The sequence below is a fragment of the Curtobacterium sp. MCBA15_004 genome, from assembly GCF_001865055.2.
Lineage (GTDB): Bacteria > Actinomycetota > Actinomycetes > Actinomycetales > Microbacteriaceae > Curtobacterium.
Genome location: NZ_CP126266.1, coordinates 1,099,658 through 1,114,992, shown reverse-complemented (window position 1 = coordinate 1,114,992; position 15,335 = coordinate 1,099,658). Strand labels below are relative to the sequence as shown.

At 72.9% G+C, this 15,335-nt stretch carries 10 protein-coding genes and 1 riboswitch; of the genes, 4 read left to right on the top strand and 6 right to left on the bottom strand.

Going from position 1 to position 15,335, the window contains the following annotated elements; translation table 11 throughout:
* Positions 1-80: 80 nt before the first annotated feature.
* The 4 genes from QOL16_RS05255 to QOL16_RS05235 all read right to left on the bottom strand — a co-directional run bounded on the left by QOL16_RS05255 (position 81) and on the right by QOL16_RS05235 (position 4,651).
* Positions 81-593 (bottom strand): ATP-binding protein, encoded by a 513-nt coding sequence (locus QOL16_RS05255; protein WP_254780183.1) that lies wholly within the window; start codon positions 591-593, stop codon positions 81-83.
* A gap of 286 nt (positions 594-879) precedes the next feature.
* Positions 880-3,441 carry an ATP-binding cassette domain-containing protein gene (locus QOL16_RS17250; RefSeq protein ID WP_370692559.1) on the bottom strand — a complete coding sequence of 854 codons (2,562 nt, stop codon included), beginning with the start codon at positions 3,439-3,441 and terminating at the stop codon, positions 880-882.
* Between the two features lie 5 nt (positions 3,442-3,446).
* Complete coding sequence (locus tag QOL16_RS05240; protein WP_253181708.1) at positions 3,447-4,091, bottom strand: ECF transporter S component; 645 nt, start codon at positions 4,089-4,091, stop codon at positions 3,447-3,449.
* A riboswitch (TPP riboswitch) is annotated at positions 4,086-4,197 on the bottom strand. It overlaps the preceding gene by 6 nt.
* Positions 4,198-4,330: 133 nt before the next feature.
* Entirely contained in the window at positions 4,331-4,651 is a 321-nt protein-coding gene (locus QOL16_RS05235) for a hypothetical protein (RefSeq protein ID WP_065964529.1), read from the bottom strand.
* 129 nt (positions 4,652-4,780) lie between these two features.
* On the opposite strand from QOL16_RS05235, the gene glgX reads away from it, so the two are divergent.
* From glgX to treZ, 3 genes are read left to right on the top strand one after another with little or no spacing between them, the layout of a single operon-like run.
* Positions 4,781-7,294: a glycogen debranching protein GlgX gene (gene glgX / locus QOL16_RS05230; protein ID WP_175473053.1), complete on the top strand. Its 2,514-nt coding sequence runs from the start codon at positions 4,781-4,783 to the stop codon at positions 7,292-7,294.
* Positions 7,291-9,777: a malto-oligosyltrehalose synthase gene (gene treY, locus QOL16_RS05225; protein ID WP_065964531.1), complete on the top strand. Its 2,487-nt coding sequence runs from the start codon at positions 7,291-7,293 to the stop codon at positions 9,775-9,777. The genes glgX and treY overlap by 4 nt, the downstream gene beginning before the upstream one ends.
* On the top strand, positions 9,774-11,528 hold the full coding sequence (gene treZ / locus QOL16_RS05220) for a malto-oligosyltrehalose trehalohydrolase (protein WP_065964533.1): 1,755 nt from the start codon (positions 9,774-9,776) through the stop codon (positions 11,526-11,528). Before treY ends, treZ begins: the two co-directional genes overlap by 4 nt.
* A 259-nt stretch (positions 11,529-11,787) precedes the next feature.
* On the opposite strand, the gene QOL16_RS05215 is transcribed toward treZ, so the two are convergent.
* Both QOL16_RS05215 and QOL16_RS05210 read right to left on the bottom strand, forming a co-directional pair.
* A complete protein-coding gene (locus QOL16_RS05215; RefSeq protein ID WP_071283268.1) occupies positions 11,788-12,579 on the bottom strand; it encodes a polyprenol monophosphomannose synthase in 792 nt (263 codons plus the stop codon).
* 161 nt (positions 12,580-12,740) lie between these two features.
* Positions 12,741-13,745 (bottom strand): aldo/keto reductase family protein, encoded by a 1,005-nt coding sequence (locus QOL16_RS05210; RefSeq protein ID WP_065964539.1) that lies wholly within the window; start codon positions 13,743-13,745, stop codon positions 12,741-12,743.
* 643 nt (positions 13,746-14,388) lie between these two features.
* Between QOL16_RS05210 and QOL16_RS05205 the strand changes: the two genes are divergently transcribed.
* The gene (locus QOL16_RS05205) at positions 14,389-15,333 is read left to right on the top strand and encodes a hypothetical protein (protein WP_083394936.1); all 945 of its coding nucleotides are present in this window, start codon (positions 14,389-14,391) and stop codon (positions 15,331-15,333) included.
* Positions 15,334-15,335: the final 2 nt, after the last annotated feature.

Genomic DNA, 15,335 nt, shown 5'->3' with positions numbered 1-15,335 from the left:
GAACAGCGCCGCACGCCGGACGAACGACGAACACCGCCGCACGCCGGACGAACGACGAACACCGCCGCACCCTGGACGCCTCAGGTCCGAACGACCACGTCCGCGAGTGACGCCGGGTCCTCCGCCGCGATGAACGCCGCCTCCTGCGCCGCCCACCGGTCCCACTCCCGCGCGAACACCTCGCCGTCGCGGCCGATGGCCCGCTCGTGCCGGACCGCGTCGTCGGCCTCGAGCCAGACACGCAGCGATGCCAGCGGAGCCGACCGCCGGGACAGGGCACCGCACCCCTCGACGATGAGCGGGCCGGCCGGGCCCACCGGCACCCACTCGGCCGGACGGGACGCTGCCCAGTCCCAGCGGCGGTACCCGGAGGGTGCGCCGAGGACCTGGTCGACGACCGCGTCCGATGCGGCGCGGAGACCGTCCCAGCCCGGGTAGACGTCGTCGAGGTGCAGGACGGTCGCACCGAGCCGCGCCCCGAGGGCTCGCCCGAGGGTCGTCTTGCCGGTGCCGGACCGCCCGTCGACGAGGACGACGAGGCGCCCCACCGGCCCGGTACCGGCCGCCGACGCGGCCTCGACGAGCTCGTCCACCAACCCGGGAACGGGCCCGGGTCCAGGTCCGGACCTCAACCCGGGAACGGGCCCGGGCCCAGGTCCGGACCCCAACCCGAGAACGGGCCCGGGTCCAGGTACGGACCCCACCCCGGGCACGGGCCCCGGCCCACGTACGGACCCAACCCCGGGCACGGACACCGACCCGGTCACGAGCTCCGACCCGATCGCCGACGCCGTCCAGCCCAGGGACGCCAGCGCATCCGACGCAGGCGCGCCGGACACCCCAGCCGCCCCACCCGCGACGCCCCGGACCACGTCCCCCTCAGACACGCCACACCCCCGCCGCGACGGACACCCCGATCGACACCACCCCGACCCCGGCGAGCACCGCCAGCATCGCCCACTCCGGTCCGGCGAACCGCGCCGCCCGAGCCCACGTCCGCCGACCCGGCGCGCCGAACCCCCGCGACTCCATCGCGACCGCGAGGGTCGTCGCACGCCGCAGCGCCAGGACGAGCAACGCGAACGCCATCGACGCACCGCGTCGCAGCCGCCCGGTGTCCGCGACCCCGCGGGCACGCCGCGCGGCGCCGAGCTGGCGCCAGTCGTCGCCCAGCAGCGTCATCATCCGGATCGCGGCGAGCGCGCCGAGTACGAAGCGCGCCGGCAGCCGGAGGAGCTGCGCGAGCCCGTCCGCCAGGTCGGTGGGGTCGGCCCGGACGAACAGCGCGACGGCGGGCAGCCCCACGGCGAGGACCCGGAGGGCGGTCGCGAGCGCGAGTCCGAGCGACCCGTCCGTGACGTGCGCGAAGCCGAGGTCGAACCACTCCCGCCCCGACGGCCGTCCGTACAGCGCGATGCTCAGGGCGGTCAGCGGCACGGCGGCCAGGAGCGGCGCGGTCCGCAGCAGCAGGGTCCGCCAGGGCAGGCGGAGGAGCGGGAGCAGCAGGACCTCGAGCGCGAGGGCGACCGCCGCCGACACCACGTCGAGGCTGAGGACCAGGCACGTCCCGAGTGCGAGCACCCCGAGCAGCGACGCGACGGGCTGCACCCCGCGGATGCCGCGGGGTCGGACGGGAGGCGCGGCTCGCGTCCCGGACACCGGCTCGCCGCCGCCGGTGGTCGCCCCCACCGCCGTGCCCACCTCGTCCGCGGAACGGCCGGGAGCGCACAGGGGCGCAGCTGCGGACGCGGGTGCCTCAGCGGCACCGGCACCAGCACCGGCCACGCCCTCGGGCTCCGCCGTCCCGAGGCCGGCCGGTCGCAGCCCGTCCTCCCGGAGCACGACCTCGTCCGCGTCGAGCGCCCGGACGAGGTCACGGTCGTGCGTCACCGCCACGATCGCGGTCCCGGCGTCGGCGAGCGCACCGAGCCGGTCGACCACGGCCTGCCAGGTGGCCCGGTCCTGACCGGACGTCGGTTCGTCGAGCACGAGGACCGACGGCTCCGCGGCGAGCACGGTGCCGATCGCGAGGCGCCGCTGCTCACCACCCGAGAGCGTGAACGGGTTGGCGTCGGCGAGGTGCTGCAGCCCGAGGTCGTCGAGGACCCGCTGCACCCGCTCGTCGACGTCCGTCCGGCCGAGGGCTCGCGGACCGGTGGCGAGTTCCTCGCGGACGGTCCGGGCGACGAACTGGTGCTCGGGGTCCTGGAACACGGTGCCGATGCGGGCGGCGAGCTCGCGACTGGTCCACGCCGACGGAGCGGGACCGACCGCGCCCTGCCCGGCGCTGTCGCCGCCCCGCAGCGTGTCGGTCGCGGCGAGCGACCCGGCGGCCGGCGGCAGCAGGCCCGCGAGCGTCAGCCCGAGCGTCGACTTGCCGACGCCGTTCGGGCCGGTGATCGCGAGGACTCGTCCGGCTCGGACCTCGACGTCGATGCCCGTGCCGACCGGGTGGTGTCGGCCCCGTGCGGTGCCGAGGTCGCGCGCGACGAGCAGCGGCGCACCGAGGACACCCCCGGAGGCTCCCGCCCCGGACAGCCGGAGCACCGCGCCACCGGACCGCGCCGCGTCACCGGACCGTGCCGATCCCCGCGCCGGCTCCGACCCGGGCACCCACACGCCGGCCGCGCCGAGCGCCGCACCGTGCTCGGCGAGCACCTCCGCGGGCGGCCCGTCGGCGACGACCCCGCCCTCGGGCTCGAGCAGCACGAGCCGGTCGACCAGGTCGAGCCACGTGCCGATCCGGTGTTCGACGACGAGCAGGGTGGCGCCGGTCTCGTCGAGCACGGCCCGGACCGCGTCGTGGACCTGGGCGACCCCCGCGGGATCGAGGTTGGCGCACGGCTCGTCGAGCACGAGGGCGCCCGGACGCATGGCCAGCACGCCGGCGAGGGCGAGCCGCTGCCGCTGCCCGCCGGACAGCGCGGTCGTCGAGCGATCGAGCGGCAGGTCCAGTCCGACGACGTCGAGCGCGTGGCGTACCCGGCGCCAGGTCTCGTCCCGCGGGACACCGGTGTTCTCGCAGCCGAAGGCCACGTCGTCCCCGACCCGCGACATCACGGTGTGCGCCTCGGGGTCCTGCATGACGAGCCCGACACGCCCGCGCACCGATCCGGGCGGCCGGTCGTCGACGAGCACCGTGCCCTGCACCGCGGCGGCGGTGTCGTCGTCGGGGTCGGGTTCGTCGGGCAGCACGGCGGCGACCGCACGCAGCAGCGTCGACTTCCCCGCGCCGGACGGCCCGACGACGGCGACCCGCTCCCCCGGGCGGACCACCAGGTCGACGCCGCGCACGGCCCACCTGTCGCGCGCCGCGTAGCGCCAGCCCCAGTCACGGAACTCGATGCCGGCCGCGCCGCTCGACCCGGAGGGCGCACCCACGGCCTCGACGGCGCCGGCGTCCGCGGGCCCCGCCGCGGTGTGACCGGCGCCCGCGGACACGGTCGTCACGCTCGGGAGGCCGCGCTCGACCGCTTGGTGTGCTCGCGTCCCGCGGCGAACTGCGACAGCACCCCGGTGGCGGCGAGCGCCCGCACGACCAGCCACGACCCGGCACCGGCGATGACCGCGCCGGAGACGATGCCGCAGACGACGTAGACGACCTTGAAGCCGGCGTCCAGGCCCGGGTACCAGAGCACCGTGTCGTTCAGGCCCATCGCGAGGCCGGCTGCGGCGCCCGCGAGGACGACCACGGGCAGGCGGTAGGCGCGGTACAGGAACAGTGCGAGGACGAGTTCGGCGCCGAGGCCCTGGACGAGTCCGGCCTCGAGGGTGAGCCATCCCCACTGGGTGCCGAGCAGCGCCTCGACCGAGGCAGCGACCATCTCGGCGTACAGTGCGGCGCCGGGCTTCCGCACGATGATCGCGACGACCGGTCCGGCGAGCAACCAGACGCCGCCGAACAGCGACTGCGAGCCCGGCAGGACGAGCGCGCTCACGGTGCTGAGGGGCTCGTAGCCGAACTCCCAGAGCTTGAAGACGACGCCGATGGCGACCGCGAGGACGCTCGCGACGACGATGTCGACGACGCGCCAGCGCAGCGAGCGCCCGGTGGTCGTGGACGGTGCGGTGGACTGCATGGTTGCAGGCATGGTGCTGACTCCTCCCTGCGCCGGCATGATCCGGATCAGGTTCGACGGTCGGAGCGCCGTTCGCTCCCTCTCAGCCCGGTGGACCCGGACTCCCGTGTGTGTAGGCGTCAGTCTAGACGCGCGCCGGTCGCGCGACGCGACCCGTGCGCAGTCCGGTCGCGTCGGCCGCGTGACGCGACCACGGACGCAACGGGAGGCCCGTGGCGGCGTCGCCACGGGCCTCCCGTCCCGTCACCTGGTCACTTCTTGAGTGCGCGCACCAGCTTCGCGAGCGCCTTGCCGGTCACCCAGATGGTCGGGATGCTCACCGCGAGCAGGGAGATGAGGTTCGGCTCGAACTGCAGGTCCTGTCCCGGGCGGCGGACGTACGCGCCCACCGGGATGGAGAGGCCGCCGCCCCCGCCGCCGCCGTTGTCGCCGTCGCCGCCGGCACCGAAGCCGTACCAGCCGAGCGACACGGGGATGAGGGTCTGGTCGCCGACCTCGATCGGCTCGCCGTAGTTGGTGGAGACGCCGACCGGGCGCACCTTGTCCGCGATCTGGCTCACGATGTCAGTCATGCGCGCGAGGCTACTCGGCCGTTCCTCCACAGCCCGTGGCGCGCGCGCTGCTGTCCACTGCGGGGCCTCGTCTGCGGACGCGGGCAGGTCACGCCGATATGTTGGCGGGACCCACCACTGGAGGACCGTTTGCACACCTGGCCCGGCAATCCGTACCCACTCGGCGCGACCTACGACGGCAGCGGCACCAACTTCGCCCTGTTCAGCGAGGTGGCAGAGCGGGTCGAGCTCTGCCTGTTCGACGCCGCGGGGAACGAGGAACGCGTCGACCTGGTCGAGGTGGACGCGTACGTCTGGCACGCCTACCTGCCGAACATCGCCCCGGGACAGGAGTACGGCTTCCGTGTGCACGCGCCGTACGACCCCGAGAGCGGGGTCCGGGGCAACCCGTCGAAGCTCCTGCTCGACCCGTACGCCAAGGCGACGAGCGGCGACATCGACTGGGACCAGTCGCTCTTCTCGTACACGTTCGGCGACCCCGACTCCACGAACGACGACGACTCCGCCTCGCACATGATGAAGGGCGTCGTCATCAACCCCTTCTTCGACTGGCAGGGCGACCGGGCACCCGGGATCCCCTACGGCGAGACGGTCATCTACGAAGCGCACGTCAAGGGCCTCACCGAGACCCACCCCGACGTGCCCGAGGAACAGCGCGGAACGTACGCGGGCGTGGCGCACCCGGCGGTCATCGAGCACCTCAAGCGCCTCGGCGTCACCACGCTCGAGCTCATGCCCGTGCACCAGTTCGTGAACGACTCGACCCTGCAGGAGAAGGGGCTGTCGAACTACTGGGGCTACAACACCATCGGGTTCTTCGCCCCGCACTCGCACTACTCGGCCTCGGGCGACCAGGGCCAGCAGGTACAGGAGTTCAAGGCGATGGTGCGCGAGCTGCACCGCGCCGGCATCGAGGTCGTGCTCGACGTCGTCTACAACCACACCGCCGAGGGCAACCACCTCGGCCCGACGCTGTCGTTCCGCGGCATCGACAACGCCGCGTACTACCGGCTCGTCGACGACGACAAGCGCTACTACATGGACTACACGGGCACCGGGAACTCGCTCAACGTCGGGCACCCGCACTCGCTGCAGCTCATCATGGACTCGCTGCGCTACTGGGTGACCGAGATGCACGTCGACGGCTTCCGCTTCGACCTCGCGGCCGCGCTCGCCCGCGAGTTCTACGAGGTCGACCGGCTCGCGGCGTTCTTCGAACTGGTGCAGCAGGACCCGGTGGTGTCGCAGGTGAAGCTCATCGCCGAGCCCTGGGACGTCGGCCCCGGCGGCTACCAGGTCGGCAACTTCCCGCCACAGTGGTCCGAGTGGAACGGCAAGTACCGCGACACCGTGCGCGACTTCTGGCGCGGTGAACCGGCGACGCTCGGCGAGTTCGCGTCGCGCATCTCCGGTTCGGCCGACCTCTACGAACACGACGGCCGCACGCCCAAGGCGAGCATCAACTTCATCACCGCGCACGACGGCTTCACGCTGTACGACCTCGTCGCCTACAACGAGAAGCACAACGAGGCCAACGGCGAGGACAACAACGACGGCGAGAGCCACAACCGGTCCTGGAACTCCGGGGTCGAGGGTCCGACCGACGACGACACCGTGAACGCGCTCCGACTGCAGCGTCGACGCAACTTCCTCGCCACGCTGCTGCTCAGCCAGGGCGTGCCGATGATCGCGCACGGCGACGAACTCGGCCGCACCCAGTCGGGCAACAACAACGTGTACGCGCAGGACTCCGCGATCAGCTGGATCGACTGGGAGCACGCCGACGACGACCTCGTCCAGTTCACGGCCGACGTGGTCAAGCTCCGGCACGACCACCCGACGTTCCGCCGCACGCGGTACTTCAACGGCCGCCCGGTCCGGCGCGGCGAGGGCGAGCCCCTGCCCGACGTCGTGTGGCTCACGCCCTCCGGCGAGGCCATGGACCCCGAGGACTGGGACTCCGGCTTCGGCAAGAGCGTCGGCATGTACCTGAACGGCGACGGCATCCGCGGCCGTGACCGCTGGGGCGAGCGGGTCACCGACGTCGCGTTCCTGACGTACTACAACGCCCACGACGACGTCGTGACGTTCATCCTCCCGCCGGAGGAGTACGCGCCCGGCTGGACGGTGCGGATCGACACCGCCGAGCCCGGCGCCCGCGACGAGGTGCACGAGGCGGGCACACCGCTCGACGTCCCCGCGCGCTCGATGATCGTGCTCCGCGCCGAACCCGACCACGTCGTCTCGACCACGCCGGTCGAGATCGGCTCGGACGCCGTCACCGGAGCGGGCGCCACGACCCCGACCACCGCCAACCCCGCGGGTGCGCCCGTGGCGTCGGCCTCCGAGGACGGCACCGACGCCGCGGGCGCGGATGCTGCTGCGGCTGCGGATGCCGCTGCCGCTGCCGCTGCCGACACGGGCGCAGACGCGGCCGAGGACGCGGACCCGACCGTCGCCGCTCCCGGCACCGCGCCGGGGGCCGAGGCCGGGGCGGACGCGCCGGTCGCGGGCTCGAGCTCGAGCCCGAGCTCGGACGCACCAGCGGCCCCGTCCGACGAGCACGACACCAGCACGACGAACGACGAGCACGACGGACCCGACGCGCTCGACGAACCCGACAGCACAGGAGCACCCGCGTGAGCACCCGACGCGTCCCCACCTCCACCTACCGACTCCAGGTCACGGCGGACTTCGACCTGACCCGGGCAGCCGAGGTGGTGGACCACATCCGCGAGCTCGGCGCCGACTGGGTGTACCTCTCCCCCGTGCTGCAGGCCGAGCCCGGCTCACAGCACGGCTACGACGTCGTCGACCACGGGCACGTCGACACCGAGCGCGGCGGCGACGAGGCCCTGCGCGGTCTCGCCGAGGCCGCGCACGCCGCCGGCCTCGGCGTCCTCGTGGACATCGTGCCGAACCACGTTGGCGTCGCCACCCCCGAGGTGAACCCGTGGTGGTGGTCCCTCCTCGAGCAGGGCCAGGGCTCGCCCGTCGCGTGGGCGTTCGACGTCGACTGGGACGCCGGCGACGGCAAGGTCCGCATCCCGGTGCTCGACGACCGCCTGCTCGACGCCGTGGCCCTCGACCGGTCGGACGCCGACCGCCCCGTGCTCCGCGTCGGCGAGACCGCGTACCCGACCGCGGCCGGGTCCGTGCAGGACGGCGACGACGTGACCGCCGTGCACGCCCGCCAGCACTACGAGTTCGTGCACTGGAAGCGCGCCGACCACGACCTCAACTACCGCCGGTTCTTCGCGGTCAACACCCTCGCCGCGATCCGAGTCGAGGAGCCCGAGGTCTTCGCCGCGTCGCACGCCACGATCGGCGGCTGGTTCCGCGACGGGTTGGTCGACGGCCTGCGGATCGACCACCCGGACGGCCTGTACGACCCGGCTGGCTACCTGCAGGACCTGCACGAGCTGACCGGCGGCGCGTACACGCTCGTCGAGAAGATCCTCGAGCCCGGCGAGCAGCTGCCCTCGTCGTGGCCGGTCGACGGCACGACCGGGTACGACGCCCTCGGCCTGCTCGACCGCGTCCTCGTCGACCCGGTCGGCGAGGAAGCCCTGACCGCCGCCTCCGGTGCGGAGCCGGGCGACTGGAAGCAGCTCACCCACGACACCCGACGCGGCATCGCCGACGGGATCCTCGGCAGCGAGGTCGCCCGGCTCGCCCGGCTGCTCGCGCCGACCGCTCCCGACGTGCCGCAGGAGCGGATCGTCGACGCGGTGGCCGAGATCGTCGCCTCGTTCGACGTCTACCGGACCTACCTGCCCGAGGGCGTCCACAACCTCATCGACGCCCTCGAGGGAGCCGCCGAGGCACGCCCCGACCTCGACGACGTGATCGACCGGATCGCCCCGGCGCTCGTGGACCCGCAGCACGCCGCCGCGATCCGGCTGCAGCAGACGTCCGGCATGGTGATGGCGAAGGGCGTCGAGGACACCGCGTACTACCGCACCTCGCGCCTGAGCTCGCTGAGCGAGGTCGGCGCGGACCCGAGCGTCTTCGCGGTGTCCGTGCGGGACTTCCACCAGGCGCAGCGCGACCGCCAGGGCAGCTGGCCGCACACCATGACGACCCTGACGACGCACGACACCAAGCGGAGCGAGGACACCCGTGCGCGCATCGCGGTGCTCGCCGAACTCGGCTCGGAGTGGTCGGCGGCGCTCGAGCGGCTGAACACGCTGGCACCGCTGCCCGACGCGGTCCTCGCCGACCTGCTCTGGCAGGCGATCGTCGGGTCCCGCCCGGCGAGCCGTGAGCGCCTGCACGCCTACGCCGAGAAGGCCTCGCGCGAAGCGGGCGACAGCACGACCTGGACCGAGCCCGACGAGGCCTTCGAGCGGCAGATGCACGCCCTCGTCGACGCCGCGTTCGACGACCCCGAGGTGGTCGCCGTGCTCGACGAGCTCGACCGCACGGTCGACGCCGCCGGCTGGTCGAACGGCCTCGCGCAGAAGCTCGTCCAGCTGACCATGCCGGGCGTCCCCGACGTCTACCAGGGCACCGAGGCGTGGGACCGCTCGCTCGTCGACCCCGACAACCGTCGACCGGTCGACTACGCCGAGCTCCGGCACGTCCTCGCCACCCTCGACGGGCCGGAGGACGCGGGCCCCGAGCACCTCCCCGCGGTCGGGATCGACGGCGCCGCGAAGGTGCTCGTCACCAGCCGCGCGCTGCGTGTCCGCCGCGACCACCCCGAGCTGTTCACCCGGTACCTCGAACTCGAGGCGACCGGGATCGCGGCCGACCACGTCCTCGCGTTCGACCGCGGCGGCGCGGTGACGGTCGCGACCCGGCTCCCGGTCGGGCTGGAGCGTGTCGGCGGCTGGGGCGACACGCTGGTGCACCCGGTGCCGCTCGAGCGTGTCGACCTGCTCACCGGCCGACGCTTCCCGGCCGCGCGTGGCATCGCCCTGTCCGAGCTCCTCGCCGACTACCCGGTCGCGCTGCTCGTCCCGGCCGACCTCGCCGAGCGTGACGACACCGCCACCACGGCGACCACGTCCACCACCACGGACGGTTCCGGCACCCGGGACCGCTCCGACACCGCGGCGGAAGCCGACGGCACCGTCCTCGACCAGCAGGCCGAGATCGAGATCCTGGAGGGTCACGCATGACCGTTCCCGCACGCTACGGCGTCTGGGCACCCAACCCCGAGCGCGTCCGACTCGTCGTCGACGGTGTCGAGCACGCGCTCACCCGCGGCGACGACGACTGGTGGACGACCGACGAGGTCGTCCCCGTCGTGGGCGCCCGGTACGGGTTCCGGATCGACGACGACGACGCGGTCCGTCCCGACCCGCGCAGCCGCTACCAGCCCGAGGGGGTGCACGGCCCGTCCGAGGTCGTCGACCCCGAGCGCTTCGCCTGGACCGACGACGCATGGACCGGTCGTCCGGCCCGCGGCGGCGTCATCTACGAGATGCACGTCGGCACGTACACGCCCGAGGGCACGCTCGACGCCGCCGCCGCAAAGCTCGACCACCTGGTGGAGCTCGGCGTGGAGTTCGTCGAACTCCTCCCGGTGAACGCCGTCAACGGCGAGTGGAACTGGGGCTACGACGGGGTCGGCTGGTTCGCCGTGCACCACCCGTACGGCGGCCCGGACGCCTACGACCGGTTCGTCGACACCGCGCACTCGCTCGGGCTCGGCGTCATCCAGGACGTCGTCTACAACCACCTCGGCCCGAGCGGCAACTACCTGCCGCTGTACGGTCCGTACCTGCTGCAGGGACTCGGCAACACCTGGGGTGACTCGGTCAACGTCGAGCACCCCGAGGTCCGGCGCTACGTGCTCGACAACGTCCGCATGTGGTTCCGCGACCACCACGTCGACGGGCTGCGCCTCGACGCGGTCCACGCGATCCGCGACACCACCCGCCCGCACGTGCTGCAGGCGATGGCGTCGGAGACCGAGGCCTACTCGGAGTTCGCCGGCCGCCCGCTGTCGCTCATCGCCGAGTCGGACCTCAACGACCCGGTCATGTTCCGCTCGCAGGAGGCCGGCGGGTACGGGCTCGCCGGACAGTGGTCCGACGACTTCCACCACGCGGTCCACGTCGCCCTCACCGGCGAGACGAACGGCTACTACGCCGACTTCGCCCCGCTGTCGGCGCTCGCGAAGGTCCTCGACCACGGGTTCTTCCACGACGGCACGTGGTCGTCCTTCCGCGGGAAGCGCCACGGGCGTCCGATCGACCGCGGCACCTCGCCGGCGACCGCCCTCGTGGTCGCGAACCAGAACCACGACCAGATCGGCAACCGTGCCGCCGGCGACCGTCTCGCCGCCACCCTGGACGACGAGTCCCTCGTGATCGCCGCCGCCCTGACGCTGCTCGGTCCGTTCACGCCCATGCTGTTCATGGGCGAGGAGTTCGCCGCGACGACGCCGTGGCAGTTCTTCACCTCGCACCCCGAGCCGGCGCTCGGCAAGGTGACGGCAGAGGGACGCATCAAGGAGTTCGCCGAGCACGGCTGGGACGAGTCGACGGTCCCGGACCCGCAGGACCCGTCCACGTTCACGAACTCGAAGCTCGACTGGGCGGACGCCTCGTCGGACCGCGGGTCCGCGATCCTCCGGGCGTACCGGGTGCTCGTCGCGCTCCGCCGCACCGACCAGGCGTTCGTCGACCACCGCTACGAGGCGAACGCGGTCCGCTTCGACGAGCACGACCGGTGGCTCGTGCTGACGCGCGGGCTCCTCGGGCCGGACGCCGCACCGGTGCACGTGGTCGTCAACTTCGCCGACGACGCCGCCGAGGTCCCGGTGCCCGACGCGGCCGGCGAGGAGCTCTACCGCTTCGGTGAGGCCTCGGTCGAGGACGGGCTCGTCCGCTTCGCGTCCCGTGGCGTGGTCGTGGTGCGCTGACGACCGTCTGACGGTCCACACGACGGACGGGAGGCACGGGTGCCCAGCGGCACCGCGCCTCCCGTCCGTCGTGTGGTGGGTCGCCGCGCTCGTCGCGCCGGACGCGATCCGCACGGCCGCCGTCCGCGACCCGCGGGGCGGACCACGATCCGCGGCGCCGGTGCGGCCCCCGGCGCGACGCGCGGCGCGGGTCACCGGGCCGGAGCCCGGGTCACCACCCGCGGCGTCGCGCCGCTCCGCACGGGACTGCTCAGGCCGGTCAGGTCCGGTCGACGGCGACGTGCGCGTTCGTCCGGACGGACGGCAGTCGGCGGTGGTCCTTCACGAGCGACCGGACCTCGCGCAGGCGGCGGTCGATCCCCCACTTCGTGACGAGGGTGAGGCTCTCGCGGACGATGTTGCCGCTCATCTTCGAGACGCCGAACTCGCGCTCGGTGAAGACGATCGGCGTCTCGACGACGTGCAGACCGGCCTCGAGAGCGCGCCAACACAGGTCGACCTGGAAGCAGTAGCCCTTCGACGCGATGCCCGACAGGTCGATGCGCTCGAGCGCGCTCGACGTGAAGACGCGGAAGCCACCCGTGGCGTCACGGACCGCGATGCCGAGGGCCATCCGCGTGTAGAGGTTGCCGCCGCGGGACAGGAACTCGCGGTACCACGGCCAGTTCTCGACCTCGCCGCCCCTGATCCACCGGGAGCCGAGCACCAGGTCGTTCGTGTCGGCGAGCTCGAGCATGCGCGGGAGGTACTCCGGGTGGTGCGAGCCGTCCGCGTCCATCTCGACGAGCTTGCCGTAGCCCCGCTCGAGCCCCCACGCGAAACCGGCGAGGTACGCGCCGCCGAGGCCGTCCTTCACCGTGCGGTGCAGCACGTGCACGCGGTCGGTCTCACGGGCGATCGCGTCCGCGATGTCACCGGTGCCGTCCGGGGAGTTGTCGTCGACGACGAGCACGTGGACGTCACCGTCGGTCGCTGCCAGCGTGCGTGCGACGATGGGACGGACGTTCTCCGCCTCGTCGTAGGTCGGGATGATGACCAGGGACTTGCTCATGATGCTCCTTGTTCGCACCACGACCGTACCGGTCCCCGCCCCCGAACCTCCTCCGCACCGCTGCGAAGCCGGTCAGGGTGCGTGTCGCGGCCGCCACCACGCAGCGGACGGGAGGCGCGGTGCCGGCTGGCACCGCGCCTCCCGTCCGTCGGGTGGTCGCGTCAGGCGGGACGCTGCGCCGGGCTGACCGACTTGGATGCGTCGCGCTCCGGGATGTCACCCAGGGCCTCGTCGATGGCGGCGAGTGCATCCGCGTCGAGCGTCACGCCCGCGGCCTTCACGTTGTCCGTGACCTGCTCGGGACGCGAGGCGCCGACGATGGCGCTCGCGACGTTCTCGTTCTGCAGGGTCCACGCGATCGCGAGCTGGGCGAGCGTGAGGCCGGCCTGCTCGGCGACGGGCTGCAGGCGCTGCACGGCCTCGAGGACCTCGTCGCGCATGAACCGCTTGATCATGTCCGCGCCGCCCTTCTCGTCCGTGGCGCGGGAGCCCTCGGGCAGCGGCTGGCCCGGCTTGTACTTGCCGGTCAGCACGCCCTGGGCGATGGGCGACCAGACGATCTGCGACAGGCCGAGCTGCTTCGAGGCCGGCACGACCTCGCCCTCGATGACGCGCCAGAGCATCGAGTACTGCGGCTGGTTCGAGATGAGCTGGAAGCCGAGCTCCTTGGCCAGCGCGGCACCGGCGCGGATCTGCTCGGCGTTCCACTCGCTGACGCCGATGTACAGCGCCTTGCCCTGCCGCACCACGTCGGCGAAGGCCTGCATGGTCTCCTCGAGCGGGGTCTCGTGGTCGTAGCGGTGGGCCTGGTACAGGTCGACGTAGTCGGTCTGCAGGCGCTCGAGCGAGCCGTTGATCGACTCCATGATGTGCTTGCGGCTGAGCCCGACGTCGTTGTGGCCCTTCGGCCCGGTCGGCCAGTAGACCTTCGTGAAGACCTCGAGCGACTGGCGACGCTCGCCCTTGAGGGCCTCGCCGAGGACGGTCTCGGCCGCCGTGTTGGCGTACGTGTCGGCCGTGTCGAAGGTGGTGATGCCGGCGTCGAGCGCTGCCCGCACGCACTGGGTGGCGACGTCGTTCTCGACCTGCGAGCCGTGCGTCAGCCAGTTGCCGTAGGTGATCTCGGAGATCTTGAGACCTGAGTTGCCTAGGTACCTGAATTCCATGGTGCTGACGCTAGCGGGGTCTGCGCGCGGGTGAGAGGTCGTGTGAGTACCTGGTTGCCGGGGGCGGGCTCGTTCGTCTGTCCGCGCGGCGGGGCGGGGCGGCTGGTCTTGCTCGGCCGCCCACCCGCTCGTTCGTTCGGCCGCTCGTCTGCCTGCTCGTTCGTCCGCTCGTCCGCCTGCTCGTCTGCCTGCTCGTCTGCTTGTTTGCCTGCTCGTCTGCTTGTCTGCTCGTCTGCTCGTCTGCTCGTACGCTCGCCCCCGTCGCGAGCGGGCGATGTTTGCACCCCGCACCGCGCGCCCCAGCCCGAATCCGCCCGCTCGCCCGCTCCCGCTCGTCCGCCCGCTCGTCGGCCCATTCGTCCACTCCTCAATCGCGAGCGGGCGATGTGTGCACCCCGCCCCGCGCGCCCCAGCCCGAATCCGCCCGCCCGACCCCGACGGGCGAATCGTGCACCTCGCCCCACGCGCCCCAGCCCGAATCCGCCCGCCCGCCGCACCCACACCGCCACCACCGCCGCCGGACCATCGACGCAAGGCGCACCCAACCCCTGCCGATTCCTCCACAACGTCACCCCCGCTGCGACTCTCCACCGCCGCCAGCGAACCCCACGTCACACCGGTCTCGCACTGCCACGCTGCCGCCATGGAGTTCACCGCCCGGTTCCCGACAGCCCTCCGCAACCGCCCCTTCCGCGTCCGCGAAGCGATCCAGCGCGGCGTCCCGGCATCGACGCTCCGCTCCCGCCGACTCGTCCATCCGTTCCACGGGACGCGCACATGGACGACTCCCCGCACGCACGAGGACCTCGCTCGCGCGGTCGCCCCGCGTCTCCGCCCCGACCAGGCGTTCAGTCACACGACCGCCGCGCTGATGCTCGGGATACCGCTCCCCCGACGGCTCGAAGACGACCCCCGCATCCACGTCACCACGATCGGGAAGGACCAGGCACTCCGCGTCCGCGGCACGGTCGGCCACCGTGCACGCACCAGCCGCGCCCGCGTCGTCTTCTCGGGGACCGCTGCCGTCGTCCATCCCGCCGACACGTTCGTGATGCTCGCCCGCTCCCTCACCGTCGACGAACTGGTCGTCGCCGGCGACGCCATCGTCGGGTGGCTCAACTGGTGCACGGTCGGCGAACTCGTCCGTGCTGTGCGACGCCACCGAGGATCGCGAGGCCTCCGCCGCGCACGGGCAGCCCTGTCCTTGGTGCGGCCCGGTTCGAGGAGCCCGGGCGAGACCAGGCTGCGTCTCACGCTCATCCGTCGAGGCCTGCCCGAACCCGAGCTGAACCACGACGTCGTCGCGCAGGGCAGGTGGGTCGCCTGCGTCGACCTGGCCTACCCCGGGGCACGGATCGCGATCGAGTACGAGAGCGATCTCCACCGGACCGACGCACTGGCGTTCCGGAAGGACCTGACGCGGGGCGAGCGGTTGAAGGACGTCGACTGGTGGCTGGTGCGAGCGACGGCCGACGACGTCGGCCCCCTCGCCGACGAGTTCGCGAGCCGCATCCGTCGACTCCTCGACGCAGGAACGGCCGGGAGGCACGACACGCGTCGACGGGGTCGGCTCACGTCCGCGAGATGAAC

Bases quoted from the DNA above. Each gene is read 5' to 3' on its own strand.
- QOL16_RS05240 (WP_253181708.1), bottom strand. From the start codon at position 4,091: ATGCCTGCAACCATGCAGTCCACCGCACCGTCCACGACCACCGGGCGC.
- QOL16_RS05235 (WP_065964529.1), bottom strand. From the start codon at position 4,651: ATGACTGACATCGTGAGCCAGATCGCGGACAAGGTGCGCCCGGTCGGC.
- treZ (WP_065964533.1), top strand. From the start codon at position 9,774: ATGACCGTTCCCGCACGCTACGGCGTCTGGGCACCCAACCCCGAGCGC.
- QOL16_RS05215 (WP_071283268.1), bottom strand. From the start codon at position 12,579: ATGAGCAAGTCCCTGGTCATCATCCCGACCTACGACGAGGCGGAGAAC.
- QOL16_RS05210 (WP_065964539.1), bottom strand. From the start codon at position 13,745: ATGGAATTCAGGTACCTAGGCAACTCAGGTCTCAAGATCTCCGAGATC.
- QOL16_RS05205 (WP_083394936.1), top strand. From the start codon at position 14,389: ATGGAGTTCACCGCCCGGTTCCCGACAGCCCTCCGCAACCGCCCCTTC.